Source organism: Pseudomonas sp. IT-232MI5, assembly GCF_949767845.1.
GTDB lineage: Bacteria > Pseudomonadota > Gammaproteobacteria > Pseudomonadales > Pseudomonadaceae > Aquipseudomonas.
Genome location: NZ_CATKQE010000022.1, coordinates 450,476 through 466,316, shown reverse-complemented (window position 1 = coordinate 466,316; position 15,841 = coordinate 450,476). Strand labels below are relative to the sequence as shown.

General features: G+C 56.9%; 19 protein-coding genes. 15 read left to right on the top strand and 4 right to left on the bottom strand.

What is annotated here, in order from left to right; all coding sequences use genetic code 11:
* Window positions 1-114: 114 nt before the first annotated feature.
* Window positions 115-1,203: an asparaginase gene (locus ACM6JQ_RS15515; RefSeq protein WP_095111732.1), complete on the bottom strand. Its 1,089-nt coding sequence runs from the start codon at window positions 1,201-1,203 to the stop codon at window positions 115-117.
* Between the two features lie 348 nt (window positions 1,204-1,551).
* On the opposite strand from ACM6JQ_RS15515, the gene ACM6JQ_RS15510 reads away from it, so the two are divergent.
* The 8 genes from ACM6JQ_RS15510 (at window position 1,552) to ACM6JQ_RS15475 (ending at window position 9,170) form a co-directional block, all read left to right on the top strand.
* Window positions 1,552-2,001 carry a hypothetical protein gene (locus ACM6JQ_RS15510; RefSeq protein ID WP_007913475.1) on the top strand — a complete coding sequence of 150 codons (450 nt, stop codon included), beginning with the start codon at window positions 1,552-1,554 and terminating at the stop codon, window positions 1,999-2,001.
* Window positions 2,002-2,202: 201 nt separating this feature from the next.
* A complete protein-coding gene (locus ACM6JQ_RS15505) occupies window positions 2,203-3,159 on the top strand; it encodes a sugar ABC transporter substrate-binding protein (protein ID WP_007913476.1) in 957 nt (318 codons plus the stop codon).
* A gap of 56 nt (window positions 3,160-3,215) precedes the next feature.
* Window positions 3,216-4,769 carry a sugar ABC transporter ATP-binding protein gene (locus ACM6JQ_RS15500; protein ID WP_414894137.1) on the top strand — a complete coding sequence of 518 codons (1,554 nt, stop codon included), beginning with the start codon at window positions 3,216-3,218 and terminating at the stop codon, window positions 4,767-4,769.
* Entirely contained in the window at window positions 4,766-5,743 is a 978-nt protein-coding gene (locus ACM6JQ_RS15495; protein ID WP_007913478.1) for an ABC transporter permease, read from the top strand. Before ACM6JQ_RS15500 ends, ACM6JQ_RS15495 begins: the two co-directional genes overlap by 4 nt.
* Before the next feature lie 3 nt (window positions 5,744-5,746).
* Complete coding sequence (locus tag ACM6JQ_RS15490; RefSeq protein WP_007913479.1) at window positions 5,747-6,766, top strand: LacI family DNA-binding transcriptional regulator; 1,020 nt, start codon at window positions 5,747-5,749, stop codon at window positions 6,764-6,766.
* A 24-nt stretch (window positions 6,767-6,790) separates the two neighbouring features.
* Entirely contained in the window at window positions 6,791-7,708 is a 918-nt protein-coding gene (gene rbsK, locus ACM6JQ_RS15485; protein WP_414894136.1) for a ribokinase, read from the top strand.
* Window positions 7,705-8,109, top strand: a complete 405-nt coding sequence (gene rbsD, locus ACM6JQ_RS15480) for a D-ribose pyranase (protein ID WP_007913481.1) — start codon at window positions 7,705-7,707, stop codon at window positions 8,107-8,109. The genes rbsK and rbsD overlap by 4 nt, the downstream gene beginning before the upstream one ends.
* A 32-nt stretch (window positions 8,110-8,141) precedes the next feature.
* Window positions 8,142-9,170 (top strand): nucleoside hydrolase, encoded by a 1,029-nt coding sequence (locus ACM6JQ_RS15475; protein ID WP_007949847.1) that lies wholly within the window; start codon window positions 8,142-8,144, stop codon window positions 9,168-9,170.
* A gap of 32 nt (window positions 9,171-9,202) precedes the next feature.
* Here the strand turns inward: ACM6JQ_RS15475 and ACM6JQ_RS15470 are convergent, their stop codons facing one another.
* Window positions 9,203-9,415 carry a hypothetical protein gene (locus ACM6JQ_RS15470; protein ID WP_007913484.1) on the bottom strand — a complete coding sequence of 71 codons (213 nt, stop codon included), beginning with the start codon at window positions 9,413-9,415 and terminating at the stop codon, window positions 9,203-9,205.
* 131 nt (window positions 9,416-9,546) lie between these two features.
* Here ACM6JQ_RS15470 and ACM6JQ_RS15465 point away from each other — a divergent pair, with 131 nt between their 5' ends.
* Entirely contained in the window at window positions 9,547-9,852 is a 306-nt protein-coding gene (locus tag ACM6JQ_RS15465) for a hypothetical protein (protein ID WP_007913485.1), read from the top strand.
* 169 nt (window positions 9,853-10,021) lie between these two features.
* Window positions 10,022-10,339, top strand: coding sequence for an I78 family peptidase inhibitor (locus ACM6JQ_RS15460; protein ID WP_007913486.1), 318 nt, complete (start codon window positions 10,022-10,024; stop codon window positions 10,337-10,339).
* Between the two features lie 72 nt (window positions 10,340-10,411).
* Here ACM6JQ_RS15460 and ACM6JQ_RS15455 read toward each other — a convergent pair whose 3' ends face one another.
* Entirely contained in the window at window positions 10,412-10,624 is a 213-nt protein-coding gene (locus tag ACM6JQ_RS15455; protein ID WP_003179963.1) for a cold-shock protein, read from the bottom strand.
* Window positions 10,625-10,912: 288 nt separating this feature from the next.
* Entirely contained in the window at window positions 10,913-11,215 is a 303-nt protein-coding gene (locus tag ACM6JQ_RS15450; protein WP_095111728.1) for a hypothetical protein, read from the bottom strand.
* Between the two features lie 371 nt (window positions 11,216-11,586).
* Between ACM6JQ_RS15450 and thrS the strand changes: the two genes are divergently transcribed.
* The 5 genes from thrS to pheS all read left to right on the top strand — a co-directional run bounded on the left by thrS (window position 11,587) and on the right by pheS (window position 15,826).
* Window positions 11,587-13,509 carry a threonine--tRNA ligase gene (thrS, locus tag ACM6JQ_RS15445; RefSeq protein ID WP_007913488.1) on the top strand — a complete coding sequence of 641 codons (1,923 nt, stop codon included), beginning with the start codon at window positions 11,587-11,589 and terminating at the stop codon, window positions 13,507-13,509.
* Window positions 13,509-14,060, top strand: a complete 552-nt coding sequence (gene infC, locus ACM6JQ_RS15440) for a translation initiation factor IF-3 (RefSeq protein ID WP_171057393.1) — start codon at window positions 13,509-13,511, stop codon at window positions 14,058-14,060. The genes thrS and infC overlap by 1 nt, the downstream gene beginning before the upstream one ends.
* A gap of 60 nt (window positions 14,061-14,120) precedes the next feature.
* Entirely contained in the window at window positions 14,121-14,315 is a 195-nt protein-coding gene (gene rpmI / locus ACM6JQ_RS15435; RefSeq protein ID WP_002553160.1) for a 50S ribosomal protein L35, read from the top strand.
* 28 nt (window positions 14,316-14,343) lie between these two features.
* Window positions 14,344-14,700 carry a 50S ribosomal protein L20 gene (gene rplT / locus ACM6JQ_RS15430; RefSeq protein ID WP_007913489.1) on the top strand — a complete coding sequence of 119 codons (357 nt, stop codon included), beginning with the start codon at window positions 14,344-14,346 and terminating at the stop codon, window positions 14,698-14,700.
* Window positions 14,701-14,809: 109 nt separating this feature from the next.
* A complete protein-coding gene (gene pheS / locus ACM6JQ_RS15425; protein ID WP_003226365.1) occupies window positions 14,810-15,826 on the top strand; it encodes a phenylalanine--tRNA ligase subunit alpha in 1,017 nt (338 codons plus the stop codon).
* Window positions 15,827-15,841 lie beyond the last annotated feature (15 nt).

Below are 15,841 nucleotides of genomic sequence, written 5' to 3'. Positions count from 1 at the left end.
CGTGTCGATTTTTTTGTGGGAAAAGTGCGAGAGAGTTGTAAGCGATGCACCACCCGCCCATTGGGCGAGTAGTGCGCAGGGTGCCCGATCGAGAATTGATCGGGCGAAGGTCAATCAGTATTCCCAGAACATCCGTTGCAGCTCTTTGCTGTCGTTGGTTTTGGTCAAAGCGACCATTGCCAGGATGCGGGCCTTTTGCGGGTTCAGGTCGTGTGCAACAACCCAGTCGTACTTGTCGTCAGGCTGCTCGGCGTTACGCAGAACGAAGCCGCCAGCGTTGACGTGGGACGAACGAATGATTTGCACGCCATCCTTGCGCAGTGCTTGCAGGGCTGGAACAACGCGGGAGGACACCGAGCCGTTACCGGTACCGGCGTGGATGATCGCCTTGGCACCGGACTGTGCGAGGGCCTTGTAGGCGGTATCGCTGACGTTGCCGTAGGAATAAGCGATTTCTACGTCAGGAAGGCTCTTGATATTTTTGATGTCGAATTCCGAATCCATGGTGTGACGCTTGGCTGGCAAGCGGAACCAGTAGGATTTGCCTTCAACCACCATGCCCAATGGACCCCAGGCGCTTTTGAACGCTTCGGTCTTGATGTTGATCATTTTGCTGACGTCGCGACCGGACTGGATTTCATCGTTCATGGTCACCAGTACGCCTTTGCCGTGCGCTTCTTTGCTGCTGGCCACGGCCACGGCGTTGTAGAGGTTGAGCATGCCATCGGCGGACATCGCCGTGCCCGGACGCATCGAGCCGACGACGATGATCGGCTTGTCGGTTTTTTCTACCAGGTTGAGGAAGTAAGCGGTTTCTTCCAGGGTGTCGGTGCCGTGGGTGATGACGATGCCGTCGACGTCTTTGCTGTCAGCCAGTTCGGCCACGCGACGACCCAGTTGCAGCAGGTTTTCGTTGGTGATGCTTTCCGAAGCTATCTGCATGACTTGTTCGCCACGCACGTTCGCCAATTTGCTCAGCTCGGGAATGCCGGCGATCAATTGTTCGACGCCAACCTTTGCCGCCTGATAGGTGGCGCTATTGGCGGCGCTCGCGCCGGCACCGGCGATGGTGCCGCCTGTTGCAAGTACCACGACGTTAGCGAGCTTGGTCTGGGTTTCGACTTCTTTCGCCTGAAGGGCGGAAGGCAAGAGCAGAAGCAGGGCCAAAGCGCCCGGAACCAAAGTGTTGAAAGCAGATTTCATTATTTTTCTCTCTAGTAGTGAGACGGTGCTGATGCAGGTTCATCTAGATGCGCCCCAAGCCGATCTGAATGCCTGGGGTGCGGTGAGGGGAGCAGGATCTGTACCAGCCGTACTTTGCGTCAGAGAAATGTTTAACTTGATGATTTACATCAAGATTTTATGGGTTTGAAAATATCGGGGTGAATCGTTTATCCGGTTTTCCGAACGATGGACACTTTCGCGTTCGGCTCTCCGAAAAGGACTACTGCTTTTGTCGAGTATTTCGAGTGGCCGGTTTCGGCTTTTCTGCTAAAGAAACTTTCGCGGGGGCCGATGGTTGTCCAAGGAAACAGAATCTACGGAGTTCACATGTCACTGACGGTCGGTTTATCTAATCCTGCGGCAGTCACCATCGGCGGCAAAACCGCAGCGACTATCAATGCATTGAGCGAGGCGGGAGCGGAGGCTTCCACCGAGGCGCTGGGCACTGAGAAGGAATCGAACAATCAGGTCAGGACCGGTGGCGCCGCCGCGCCAGAAGACAGCAAGGCTGAAAGCGGCGACAACCTGAGCGTCACGGTCAAGATGCTGCTCAAGCGAATGCAGGAACTGCAAAAGCAACTTCAGGAGCAGCAACAACAACTGGCGGCCGCACAAGCCAAGACCTATCCGACGCCTGAGGCCAAATCGCAAGCGGTGATGTCCATTCAGGGGCAAATCGCGCAAACCAGCGCTGCGATGGCAGAAGTGGCCGGTGCACTGGTCAAGGAAATGACGAAGAGTTCCACCAGCGGTAATCTGGTCAGCACCACGGCATAAGCAGTGAAGGGGCGAGTCCGACGATTCGCCCTACAACAAATGACGATTTCTGATTGTTGACAAATGTCGGCGGGATTCGCATAGTTCGGTCTACGCAAACGTTTGCGCGGCTTTCACGGCGCTGTATGGCCCGCAAGAAAGCCATGTAGCTTACGTCAGCGCAAGCGTTGCTCACAATAATCATAAGATCGGAGTGAACCCATGAAGCTGCCATTCGCTGGACGTCTTCTTGCTGTCGCTATGCTGGCTGCCACAGCCGCCGCACTACCTGTCTCTTCGGCATTCGCCGAATCTGCCGAGAAACCCAAAGTCGCGCTGGTCATGAAGTCACTGGCCAACGAATTCTTCCTGACCATGGAAGATGGCGCCAAGGCCTACCAGAAAGAACACTCCGCCGATTTCGACCTGATCTCCAACGGTATCAAGGACGAAACGGATACTGCCGGCCAGACTCGCATCGTCGAGCAGATGATCCTGGCCAAGGTCAACGCGCTGGTTATCGCCCCATCTGACTCCAAAGCCATGGTGCCGGTGATCAAGAAAGCCGTCGATGCCGGCATCACCGTGATCAACATCGACAACCAGCTCGATCCGGCCATCGTCAAAAGCAAAAACATCAGCGTGCCCTTCGTAGGTCCGGACAACCGCAAAGGTGCGCGTCTGGTCGGTGAATATCTGGCCAAGCAGCTCAAGGCCGGTGACGAAGTCGGCATCATTGAAGGTGTGTCCACGACCACCAACGCCCAGCAGCGCACCGCTGGCTTCAAGGATGCGATGGACGCTGCACAGATCAAGATCGTTTCCCTGCAATCCGGTGATTGGGAAATCGACAAAGGCAACAAGGTTGCCGCTTCGATTCTCAGCGAATACCCGGACGTCAAAGCGCTGCTGGCCGGCAACGACAGCATGGCAGTAGGCGCTGTCTCTGCTGTGCGTGCCGCCGGCAAGGCTGGGCAGGTGAAGGTCGTCGGTTACGACAACATCAATGCCATCAAGCCGATGTTGAAAGATGGCCGCGTGCTGGCCACCGCTGACCAGTTCGCTGCCAAACAAGCTGTGTTCGGTATCGAAACCGCGTTGAAAATCATCAAGGGCGAGAAAGTCGACAGCGGCGCCAATGGTGTGATCGAAACACCGGTCGAGCTGGTCACCCAGTAAGTCTTCTGGCGACACAACGGCGCTCGTCCGTCCGGGCGAGCGCATGGAGAGTTTTTATGTCAGTTTCCGCCCCGAACGCTGTCCTCTCGGTCAGCGGTATCGGTAAGACCTATGCGCAACCGGTGCTTACCGGCATCGACTTGACGCTGATGCGCGGTGAAGTGCTGGCGCTGACCGGCGAGAATGGCGCCGGCAAAAGTACCCTGTCGAAAATCATTGGCGGACTGGTCACACCGACCACCGGCCAGATGCAATTCCACGGCAAGGACTATCGTCCGGGCAGCCGTACCCAGGCTGAAGAGCTCGGCGTGCGTATGGTCATGCAAGAACTCAATCTGTTGCCGACCCTGTCGGTGGCGGAGAACCTGTTTCTCGACAACCTGCCAAGCAACGGCGGCTGGATCAGCCGCAAGCAGTTGCGCAAAGCCGCGATCGAAGCCATGGCGCAGGTCGGTCTCGACGCGATCGATCCGGATACGCTGGTCGGCGAGTTGGGTATCGGGCATCAGCAGATGGTAGAAATCGCCCGTAACCTGATCGGCGATTGCCACGTGCTGATTCTCGATGAGCCGACCGCGATGCTGACCGCACGTGAAGTCGAAATGCTCTTTGAGCAGATCACCCGCTTGCAGGCACGCGGCGTCTCGATCATCTACATTTCCCACCGTCTCGAAGAACTGGCCCGCGTCGCGCAACGGATCGCCGTGCTGCGTGACGGCAATCTGGTCTGCGTCGAGCCGATGGCCAATTACAACAGCGAGCAACTGGTCACGCTGATGGTCGGTCGCGAACTGGGCGAGCACATCGACATGGGCCCGCGCAAGATCGGTGCTCCGGCGCTGACTGTCACGGGTTTGACTCGCTCTGACAAAGTGCGCGATGTCTCGTTCGAAGTGCGTGCCGGCGAGATCTTCGGGATTTCCGGACTGATCGGGGCAGGGCGCACAGAACTGCTGCGCCTGATTTTTGGTGCGGACGTTGCCGACAGCGGCACCATCGCGCTCGGCTCCCCGGCCAAAGTGATCAGTGTGCGCTCGCCGGTCGATGCGGTGCGCAACGGTATCGCGTTGATTACCGAAGACCGCAAGGGTGAAGGCCTGCTGCTCAGTCAGTCGATCAGTGCCAACATCGCACTCGGCAACATGCCGGAAATTTCCAGTGGCGGTGTCGTCAACAACGGCGACGAGATCGCTCTGGCGCAGCGTCAGATCGACGCCATGCGCATCCGCAGCTCGAGCCCGACACAATTGGTTTCAGAGTTGTCCGGTGGCAACCAGCAAAAGGTCGTGATCGGCCGCTGGCTGGAGCGCGACTGTTCAGTGCTGCTGTTCGACGAACCGACCCGTGGCATCGACGTCGGCGCCAAGTTTGACATTTATGCCCTGCTCGGCGAACTGACGCGCCAGGGCAAAGCGCTGGTGGTGGTGTCCAGTGACCTGCGTGAGCTGATGCTGATCTGCGACCGGATCGGCGTGCTGTCCGCCGGGCGGCTGATTGACACTTTCGAGCGTGACAGCTGGACCCAGGATGACTTGCTTGCCGCCGCGTTCGCCGGCTACCAAAAACGTGATGCGTTGCTCAACGAAGCGGCGCCTAGGGATCTCCCATGAAAACTGCATCTCCTGCCGGCAAACGTAGTGGCAACTTCTATGGTCTGGGCACTTATCTGGGCCTGGCCGGTGCCTTGCTGGCGATGATTGCGCTGTTCTCGGTCTTGAGCAGCCACTTTTTGTCCTATAACACCTTCAGCACCCTGGCCAACCAGATTCCTGACCTGATGGTGCTGGCGGTCGGCATGACTTTCGTGTTGATCATCGGCGGCATCGACCTGTCGGTGGGCTCGGTGCTCGCATTGGCCGCTTCGACCGTCAGCGTCGCGATTCTCGGCTGGGGCTGGGGCGTTTTGCCGTCGGCATTGCTCGGCATGGCGGTGGCGGCACTGGCCGGTACCGTCACCGGTTCGATTACTGTTGCGTGGCGGATTCCATCGTTCATCGTCTCTCTGGGTGTGCTGGAAATGGCTCGGGGTCTGGCGTATCAGATGACCGGATCGCGCACCGCGTACATCGGTGATTCGTTCGCCTGGCTGTCGAACCCGATCGCGTTCGGCATCTCGCCATCGTTCATCATTGCCTTGCTGGTGATCATCATTGCTCAAGCGGTTTTGACCCGCACCGTATTCGGTCGCTATCTGATCGGCATCGGCACCAACGAAGAGGCGGTGCGTCTGGCGGGGATCAATCCGAAACCCTACAAGATTCTGGTGTTCAGCTTGATGGGCCTGCTGGCCGGTATCGCCGCGCTGTTTCAGATTTCCCGTCTGGAAGCCGCTGACCCGAACGCCGGTTCCGGTCTGGAGCTGCAAGTGATCGCTGCTGTGGTCATTGGCGGTACCAGTTTGATGGGTGGGCGCGGCTCGGTGATCAGCACTTTCTTTGGTGTGTTGATCATCTCCGTGCTGGCGGCGGGTCTGGCGCAGATCGGCGCGACCGAGCCGACCAAACGTATCATCACCGGTGCGGTGATTGTGATCGCGGTGGTGCTCGACACTTATCGCAGTCAGCGCGCCAGTCGCCGGGGCTAAAACATGGCAACGATCAAGGATGTGGCAGCCCTCGCGGGAATTTCCTACACGACGGTGTCGCATGTGGTGAACAACACCCGGCCGGTCAGTCAGGAGGTGCGGCTGAAAGTCGAGGCGGCGATCAAGAGCCTCGACTATGTGCCGAGTGCGGTAGCGCGCTCGCTGAAGGCCAAGACCACTGCAACCATTGGCCTGCTGGTGCCGAACAGTCTCAACCCGTACTTTGCGGAACTGGCGCGGGGTATCGAGGATTACTGCGAGCGTAACGGCTACTGCGTGATCCTCTGTAACTCCGACGACAATCCCGAAAAGCAGCGCAGCTATTTGCGTGTGTTGCTGGAGAAGCGCATCGACGGTTTGATCGTCGCTTCCGCTGGCGGTGACAGCGGACTGGCGCAGGGGCTGGCCGGGGTGAAAACGCCGATGGTCATCGTCGACCGTGGTCTGGACGGTGTCGATGCCGATCTGGTGCGTATCGACCATGAATACGGCGCTTACCTCGCGACCCGGCATTTACTGGAATTGGGGCATCGCGACATCGCCACCATTGGCGGTCCGGCGAGTACCAGTGTGGCGCAGATGCGTCTGGCCGGATATTGCCGAGCGCTGAAAGAGGCGGGCGTTGAAGTCCGCCCGGAGCGCATGCTGGAAAGTGATTTCACCAGTACGGGTGGATACAGTGCAGCGGCGATTCTGCTTGAGGGTAACCCGCCCAGCGCAATCTTTGCCGGTAACGACATGATCGGTATCGGCGTGCTGCGCGCCGCGGCAGAGCGCAATGTTCGTGTGCCGAGCGAGTTGTCGGTGATCGGTTTCGACGATATCCAGATGAGTCGTTACGTGTATCCGGCACTCACCACTGTGGGGCAATCGATCCTGCAGTTGGGCGAGATGGCGGCCGAAGTACTGCTGCGAAGGATCGCTACGCCGAATCTGGGCACTGATCAGCGGATCGTGACCCCGAGTATTGTTTTGCGCGAATCGACCGCACCGTTGTCCGGCGTGTTCACCGAATATCGCTGAAACCGAATTGACGAGTAATGATGTATGCCAGCAAATGTAGTGGTAATAGGCAGCCTGAACATGGATCTGGTGACCCGGGCGCCGCGGCTGCCCGTCGGCGGTGAAACGCTGATCGGTCATTCGTTTGCCACGGTTTCCGGCGGCAAGGGTGCCAATCAGGCGGTGGCGGCGGCGCGTTTGGGTGCTCAGGTCGCGATGGTCGGTTGCGTTGGCAATGACGACTATGGCGTGCAATTACGCAACGCCTTGTTGGCCGAGCAGATCGATTGTCAGGCCGTCAGCACAGTCGCTGATTCCAGTGGTGTGGCGTTGATCGTGGTCGATGACAACAGTCAGAACGCCATTGTCATTGTCGCCGGCGCCAATGGCGCCATGACGCCCGCAGTGATCGACCGTTTTGATGCGGTGCTGCAGGCCGCCGACGTGATCATCTGCCAGCTCGAAATTCCGGATGCGACAGTGGGGCATGCGCTCAAACGTGCGCGCGCGCTGGGTAAAGTTGTCATCCTTAATCCGGCGCCAGCCAGTCGTCCACTGCCGGCAGACTGGTTTACCGCGATCGACTACCTGATCCCCAACGAGAGCGAAGCGACCGTGTTGAGCGGATTATCGGTGGACTCGCTGGAAAGCGCAGAAAGTGCCGCCAGCCAGTTGATCGCCATGGGGGCGGGCAAAGTCATCATTACGCTCGGTGCTCAAGGTTCGCTGTTTGCCGATGGCCAACGCTTTGAGCATTTCCCGGCACCGAAAGTGAAGGCTGTCGACACCACTGCCGCCGGAGACACTTTTGTCGGTGGTTTTGCGGCGGCGCTGGCCAATGGCAAGTCCGAGGCCGAGGCGATTCGCTACGGACAGATTGCCGCCGCGCTGTCGGTAACCCGCGCCGGTGCGCAACCGTCAATTCCAACCCAGTCCGACGTACAGGCGTTTAAACCCGCATGAAAAAGACTCCTCTGCTCAACGTCGCATTGTCGCGGCTGATTGCTTCTCTGGGCCACGGCGACATGGTGGTCATTGGTGACGCCGGGTTGCCGGTGCCGCCTGGTGTCGAGCTGATTGATCTGGCGCTGACCCATGGCGTACCGGATTTCGTCAGCACCCTGAAAGTCGTGCTCAGCGAGATGCAGGTGGAAAGCCATGCACTGGCCAAGGAAATCTTCGACAAACAGCCGACCGCGTTGAATACGCTGGATGCGTTGAATGAGGAAGGTGCTCTCGGTCGTCGTGATCTGCTCAGTCACGAGCAATTCAAGGTTCTCAGCCGACAGGCTCGGGCGATTGTTCGTACAGGCGAATGCCAGCCGTACTGCAATATCGTGCTGGTCGCCGGAGTTACGTTCTGATTTTTCGATTCCACATGCACAAGGAATGCGCCATGCAACGCTATGCTCAGAAACTGCATCAATTCATCCGGAGCTTTCTGCTTTTGTCCGTAATCACTGCCACCGGCGCCCAAGCGGCGGAGAAAATCGACCTGATTATCGACACCGACCCGGGTGCCGATGATGTGGTTGCCTTGCTGTTCGCCCTGGCTTCGCCGGACGAGCTGAACATTCGCGCGCTGACCACCGTGGCCGGCAATGTGCGCCTCGACAAGACGTCGCGTAACGCACGACTCGCTCGCGAGTGGGCAGGGCGCGAAGATGTACCGGTTTATGCGGGTGCGCCGAAGCCGCTGATGCGCACCCCTATCTACGCCGAGAACATCCATGGCAAGGAAGGCCTGTCGGGTGTCACCGTGCACGAACCGAAAAAGGGTCTGGCTGAAGGTAATGCCGTCAACTATCTGATCGATACCCTGAAAAAAGCCAAGCCGCACAGCATCACCATCGCCATGCTCGGGCCGCAGACCAACCTGGCGCTGGCGCTGATCCAGGAGCCTGAAATCGTTCAGGGCATCAAGGAAGTGGTGATCATGGGCGGTGCGCACTTCAACGGAGGCAACATCACCCCAGTGGCCGAGTTCAACCTGTTTGCTGACCCGCAAGCGGCTGAAGTCGTGTTGAAAAGCGGCGTGAAACTGACTTACCTGCCGCTGGACGTGACCCACAAGATTCTCACCAGTGATGCGCGCCTGAAACAGATCGCTGCACTGAACAACAACGCGAGCAAGATTGTTGGTGACATCCTCAACGAGTACATCAAAGGCGATATGGAACACTACGGTATTCCGGGTGGCCCGGTGCATGACGCGACCGTTGTGGCTTATCTGCTCAAGCCGGAACTGTTCACCGGTCGTTCGGTGAATGTTGTGGTGGATAGTCGTGAAGGGCCGACTTTTGGTCAGACCATCGTCGATTGGTACGACGGCCTGAAGGCACCCAAGAACGCTTTTTGGGTTGAAAATGGCGATGCTCAGGGTTTCTTTGACTTGCTGACCGAGCGTCTGAAGCGTCTGAAGTAAATCATTCGCCCGCAGGTGCCAGCCTGCGGGTTTTATCCCTTCTCTGCGTGTTTATGCGCGACCTGTTCGGTCGGGTAACGCTCGAAAATCTGCTTGATGAAGTGCTTGGCCGCTTCAGTGCCCAACTCCTTGACCAATAGATCGATACCAATCAGCGCAAGCTCCTCGGTGGTTCCCGGGCTGTAAGAGCTGTGTCCGTCTGTCCATTTGGCATTAATGGCGGCGTCGATGCTGATGGTGGTCATGAGAGCGCTCGAAAAGTCGGAAGATCATGGATTCGAGTTAACCATTTTGTCGGGCATTTGGCACTGCGACTTAGGCATGAACGGAGCGCTATGCGACACTTGGTATTTCAAGGCTTTCCAAGGACCGTTCTGTGCAGATCGATTTGAATACCCCTGACGGCCTCACGCTCGATGCGGTGCGCCAGTTGCTCGCTTCGGCCAGCGATGACGAACACACGCAACTGCGCGTGACCAAGGGCGGTATCGCTTACATTTCTTCCGGCGTTACCGGTGGGCAGGATATCGACGGTTTGCTGTTTCGCCTGGAAACCTGGGCCAAGGGTTCAGGGTATGTGGGCAATGTCGCGGCCAGTGATGAGGTGTGGGTGATGCAGATTTTCAACGCGCTGAAGGACAACTGGCCGAATCCACCGTATGACTACATCGACGTCTACTGAGCGCCGTTAATATTCAGTCACGATTGATTGATGAATAGACGCATGCCGCTCAGGCACACTCGGCGTTTTTCCAATCGTGGGGCAGGGTGATGGCCTTGGCCGTGAAACCAAACGCCGGAATGGCGGTCGCACGATCTCAGCTTAACCATTTTGAAAACAAGGAGGCTTCATGCCTTTGAAGTTCGCGACACTGGGTGCACTTATGGCCGCCGCCATGTTGGCCGGTTGCAGCACGACCTCCAGCGAGTCGGCAAAGGAATCTGCGGCGACCGAAGCCGGTCACAGCCGCTGTGAAGCCACGGCGGCGGAGTTCGCCATTGGCAAGAAAGCTTCGCCAGAGCTGCTGGAGCAGGCGCGCAACAAAGCCGGGGCGCAGAATGCCCGCTTCCTCAAGCCGAATGACATGATCACGCTCGAGTACCGCTCGGATCGCTTGAATCTGAACACCGACAACAACCTGGTGATCACACGCGTCAACTGCGGCTGATCAGCGAAGGCTTTTGTTGCAGGCATAAAAAACCCCGTCACATGGACGGGGTTTTTTTAGTGCGCGCAGAAATTACTCTGGGCGAACCTGTGCAGCTTGCATACCCTTTTGGCCTTTCTCAGCCACGAAAGAGACGGTCTGGCCTTCTTTCAGGCTTTTGAAACCGTCGGATTCGATAGCTTTGAAGTGTACGAACAGGTCGTCACCGCCACCTTGAGGAGTGATGAAGCCGAAGCCTTTTTCATCGTTGAACCACTTAACGGTGCCGGTTTGGCGATTAGACATGGTGTATCTCCAAGAAACATATATTTTTCAGTACTGTGCTGCTCAGGCCAACTGGGCACACCCGGGTATCATAGTCGAAATGTTCGCTTTGGTAGCCCCCCGGACGTGCTGTTTGCCAATCAGTCGTGTTTTCTTTACTGCCTGATTCGGCTGAAAGCCCCGGTTTACAAGGCTTTTGGCAGAACGTAAAGACAATAAAAAAACCTGTAAAACCTGCATAAATCGTCTGAAAAGGCTCAAAATCAGCCCGTTTCAGGGGCGCTGAGCCGGGTCAGAAAGGTGTTTTGATCACTTTTTCGCCGGTGTATTTGCCTTGCATTTGGCAATTTGACCCAGTGCTTTTTGCTGCAGTTCTGGGGAGGCCTTATTGTCCATCAGCGCCTGAATGTCGGCGGCAGGATAGGACTTGATGGCATCAGCACCACAAGCACAGTGCGATTTGGCTGCAGCAGCGCCAATTTGCGGAGTTGCCGCTTGGGTGCACTGCGCCATGTACTTCTCACGCTCGCCCTTCGGCCAGTCGGCGTGGGCGCTCAGCGGTAGCAGCATAACGATAGGGGCGACGACGGCGAACAGGGTATTCAGACGCATGCGAGGATGCTCCTTGTGGGTCAATGTCTTGTTATCTGAGGGCTGAAGGGGCCATCAAGTTCAGCACTCTGGCATAAAAACGGACGATTTGCCTTCTGGCAAAACAGAGGCATAAGTGACCGCTCATCTGTGCTAGCATGCCGGGCTCAAGCGTTCTCAGGCTCCGGCAGACCTTCAGTCCCGGCAGCGGTCAACGTACGAATATTTCGATTTGAATCCCAGTCACTCTGGTTCGGTTTTCCGGTTGGCCGCAAGGCTCCTGCCGCTGTAAGGCAGGCGTTCGTCATTGAATGGCCTGGATCGGATCTTGTACTGGCTCATCCCAACCCACGTGACCTTTGGTAGGGGTCACCACTAGGAGAGGAGGCGCCATGCCAACTATTACTCTTCCCGACGGCAGTCAACGTTCATTCGATCACCCGGTTTCCGTAGCCGAGGTCGCCGCATCCATTGGTGCCGGTCTGGCCAAAGCCACTCTGGCCGGCAAGGTCAATGGCCAACTGGTCGACGCCAGCGACATCATCAGCAGCGACGCGACCCTGCAAATCATCACGCCAAAGGATGAAGAGGGGCTGGAGATCATTCGTCACTCTTGCGCCCACCTGGTTGGCCACGCGGTCAAGCAGTTGTACCCGACTGCGAAGATGGTCATCGGGCCGGTCATCGACGAAGGCTTCTATTACGATATCGCCTTCGAGCGTCCTTTCACGCCGGACGACATGGCTGCTATCGAGCAGCGCATGCAGCAGCTGATCGAGAAAGATTACGACGTCATCAAGAAAGTCACTCCGCGTGCTGAAGTGATCGAAGTGTTCAAGGCCCGTGGCGAAGACTACAAGTTGCGCCTGGTCGAGGACATGCCGAACGAGCAGGCCATGGGCCTGTACTATCACGAAGAATACGTCGATATGTGCCGCGGTCCGCACGTGCCGAACACCCGCTTCCTGAAATCCTTCAAGCTGACCAAACTGTCCGGTGCCTACTGGCGCGGCGACGCCAAGAACGAGCAGTTGCAGCGCGTTTACGGCACCGCTTGGGCAGACAAAAAGCAGCTGGCGGCTTACATCCAGCGCATTGAAGAAGCTGAAAAACGCGATCACCGCAAGATCGGCAAGCGTCTGGGCCTGTTCCACACCCAGGAAGAATCCCCGGGCATGGTGTTCTGGCACCCGAACGGCTGGACTCTGTACCAGGTGCTCGAGCAATACATGCGCAAGATCCAGCGCGATAACGGCTACCTTGAAATCAAGACTCCTCAAGTCGTTGACCGCAGCCTGTGGGAGAAATCCGGGCACTGGGCCAACTACGCCGACAACATGTTCACCACCCAGTCGGAAAACCGCGACTACGCCATCAAGCCAATGAACTGCCCATGCCACGTGCAGGTGTTCAACCAAGGCCTGAAGAGCTACCGCGAACTGCCGATGCGTCTGGCCGAGTTCGGTGCCTGCCACCGCAACGAGCCGTCGGGTGCGCTGCACGGCATCATGCGCGTACGTGCGTTCACTCAGGACGACGCCCACATCTTCTGCACTGAAGAGCAGATGCAGGCCGAATCCGCAGCGTTCATCAAGCTGACCATGGACGTTTATCGTGACTTCGGCTTTACCGATGTCGAGATGAAACTGTCCACTCGTCCGGAAAAACGCGTCGGTTCCGACGAACTGTGGGATCGCGCTGAAGCCGCACTGGCTGCAGCCCTTGATTCTGCGGGCCTGCCGTACGATCTGCAGCCGGGTGAGGGTGCATTCTACGGTCCGAAGATCGAATTCTCGCTGAAAGACTGCCTCGGCCGCGTCTGGCAATGTGGTACTCTGCAGCTCGATTTTAACCTGCCTGTCCGTTTGGGCGCTGAATACGTCTCTGAAGACAACAGCCGCAAACACCCAGTGATGTTGCACCGTGCGATCCTCGGTTCCTTCGAGCGTTTCGTCGGGATTCTGATCGAGCACTACGAAGGTGCGTTCCCTGCCTGGCTCGCGCCAACGCAGGCGGTGATCATGAATATCACTGATAAACAGGCAGATTTTGTTGCAGAAGTTGAAAAAACTCTCAACGAAAGCGGATTTCGTGCCAAGTCCGACTTGAGAAATGAAAAGATCGGCTTTAAAATCCGCGAGCATACTTTGCTCAAGGTTCCCTATCTTTTGGTTATCGGAGATAAGGAAGTCGAGATGCAGACTGTCGCTGTGCGTACTCGTGAAGGTGCTGACCTGGGCTCGATGCCCGTCGCCCAGTTCGCTGAGTTTCTCGCGCAAGCGGTTTCCCGGCGTGGTCGCCCAGATTCGGAGTAATTATTATTAAGCGTGAAATGAGACAAGATAAACGAGCTGCACCGAAAGCCCCGATCAACGAGAATATCTCGGCACGCGAGGTTCGGTTAATTGGCGCTGATGGCGAGCAGATTGGCATCGTCTCGATTGATGAAGCGCTTCGTATTGCTGAAGAAGCAAAGCTTGATCTGGTGGAAATCTCCGCAGACGCAATCCCACCGGTTTGCCGTGTGATGGATTACGGCAAATCGATCTTCGAAAAGAAGAAGCAGGTTGCCGCGGCGAAGAAGAACCAGAAGCAGATTCAGGTAAAAGAAATCAAGTTTCGTCCAGGGACGGAGGAAGGGGATTACCAGGTAAAACTGCGCAACCTGGTACGTTTCCTGAGTGATGGGGACAGGGCCAAGGTATCCTTGCGATTCCGCGGCCGTGAGATGGCCCACCAGGAGCTGGGGATGGAACTCCTCAAGCGGGTTGAAGCTGACCTGCTCGAGTACGGTTCGGTCGAACAGCATCCTAAGATGGAAGGACGCCAGCTGATCATGGTCATCGCCCCGAAAAAGAAGAAGTAATCAACAGGGCACGGCAGGCCTTCTGATTATGTTTATCAACTGAATGCGGAGTATCCGAACATGCCAAAAATGAAAACCAAAAGTGGTGCTGCTAAGCGGTTTCTGAAAACTGCTAACGGTATCAAGCACAAGCACGCTTTCAAGAGCCACATCCTGACTAAAATGTCGACCAAGCGTAAGCGTCAACTGCGCGGTAGCAGCTTGCTGCATCCGTCTGACGTGGCAAAAGTCGAGCGCATGCTGCGCCTTCGTTAATTTTAGTCAAGAATAGAGGAAGTAACTCATGGCTCGTGTAAAGCGTGGCGTCATTGCCCGTAAGCGTCACAAAAAAATTCTGAAACTTGCTAAAGGCTACTACGGCGCACGCTCCCGCGTATTCCGTGTTGCCAAGCAAGCGGTAATCAAGGCAGGCCAATACGCCTACCGTGACCGTCGTCAGAAAAAACGTCAGTTCCGCGCTCTGTGGATCGCTCGTATCAACGCTGGTGCTCGTGTTAACGGTCTGTCCTACAGCCGTTTCATCGCTGGCCTGAAAAAAGCGTCCATCGAGATCGACCGTAAGGTTCTGGCTGATCTGGCAGTGAACGAAAAAGCGGTGTTTGCTGCGATTGTCGAGAAAGCTAAAGCCACCTTGGCTTAAGTACCCCCGACAATCACCCGGCCTCACTTCCGTGGGGCCAGGTGGTAAACGTCTTAAATAGGGGAAGAGCCTTCAAGCTCTTCCCCTATTTTGTATCTGGAGTCTGTACATGGAAAACCTGGATGCGCTGGTCTCTCAAGCACTAGAGGCTGTGCAAAGCGCTGAAGATATCAATGCCCTGGAGCAAATCCGGGTTCAATACCTTGGCAAAAAGGGTGAATTGACTCAGGTGATGAAGACCCTGGGGAATTTGCCGGCAGAAGAGCGTCCGCAAGTCGGTGCGCTGATCAACGTTGCCAAGGAACGTGTTACAGGCGTTCTCAATGCGCGCATGGCTCTGTTTGAAGAAGCCGAACTGGCTGCCAAACTGTCTGCCGAATCCATTGACGTGACATTGCCGGGCCGTGGTCAGACCTCCGGTGGTCTGCATCCGGTGACCCGGACTCTGGAACGTGTTGAACAGTTCTTCACCCGCATCGGCTACGGCATTGCCGAAGGCCCTGAGGTCGAAGACGACTATCACAACTTTGAAGCGCTCAACATCCCAGGCCATCACCCGGCCCGGTCGATGCATGACACCTTCTATTTCAATGCCAACATGCTGCTGCGCACCCATACCTCGCCGGTACAGGTCCGCACCATGGAATCGAAGCAGCCGCCGATCCGCATCGTCTGCCCAGGCCGCGTGTATCGCAGTGACTCCGATATCACTCACTCGCCGATGTTCCACCAGGTCGAAGGCCTGCTGGTTGATCGCGACATCAATTTTGCCGATCTCAAAGGCACCATCGAAGAATTCCTGCGGGTGTTCTTCGAAAAAGAGCTGGCCGTACGTTTCCGTCCTTCGTACTTCCCGTTCACCGAACCATCCGCTGAAGTCGACATGGAATGCGTGATGTGCAGCGGTAAAGGCTGCCGTGTCTGCAAGCAAACCGGCTGGCTGGAAGTGATGGGCTGCGGCATGGTTCACCCCAACGTGCTGCGCATGTCCGGCATCGACCCGGAAGAGTTCTCCGGCTTTGCTTTCGGCATGGGCGTCGAGCGTCTGGCCATGCTCCGTTACGGCGTGAACGACTTGCGTCTGTTCTTCGACAACGACTTGCGGTTCCTCGCGCAATTTCGCTAGTCGTAACGAATTCTT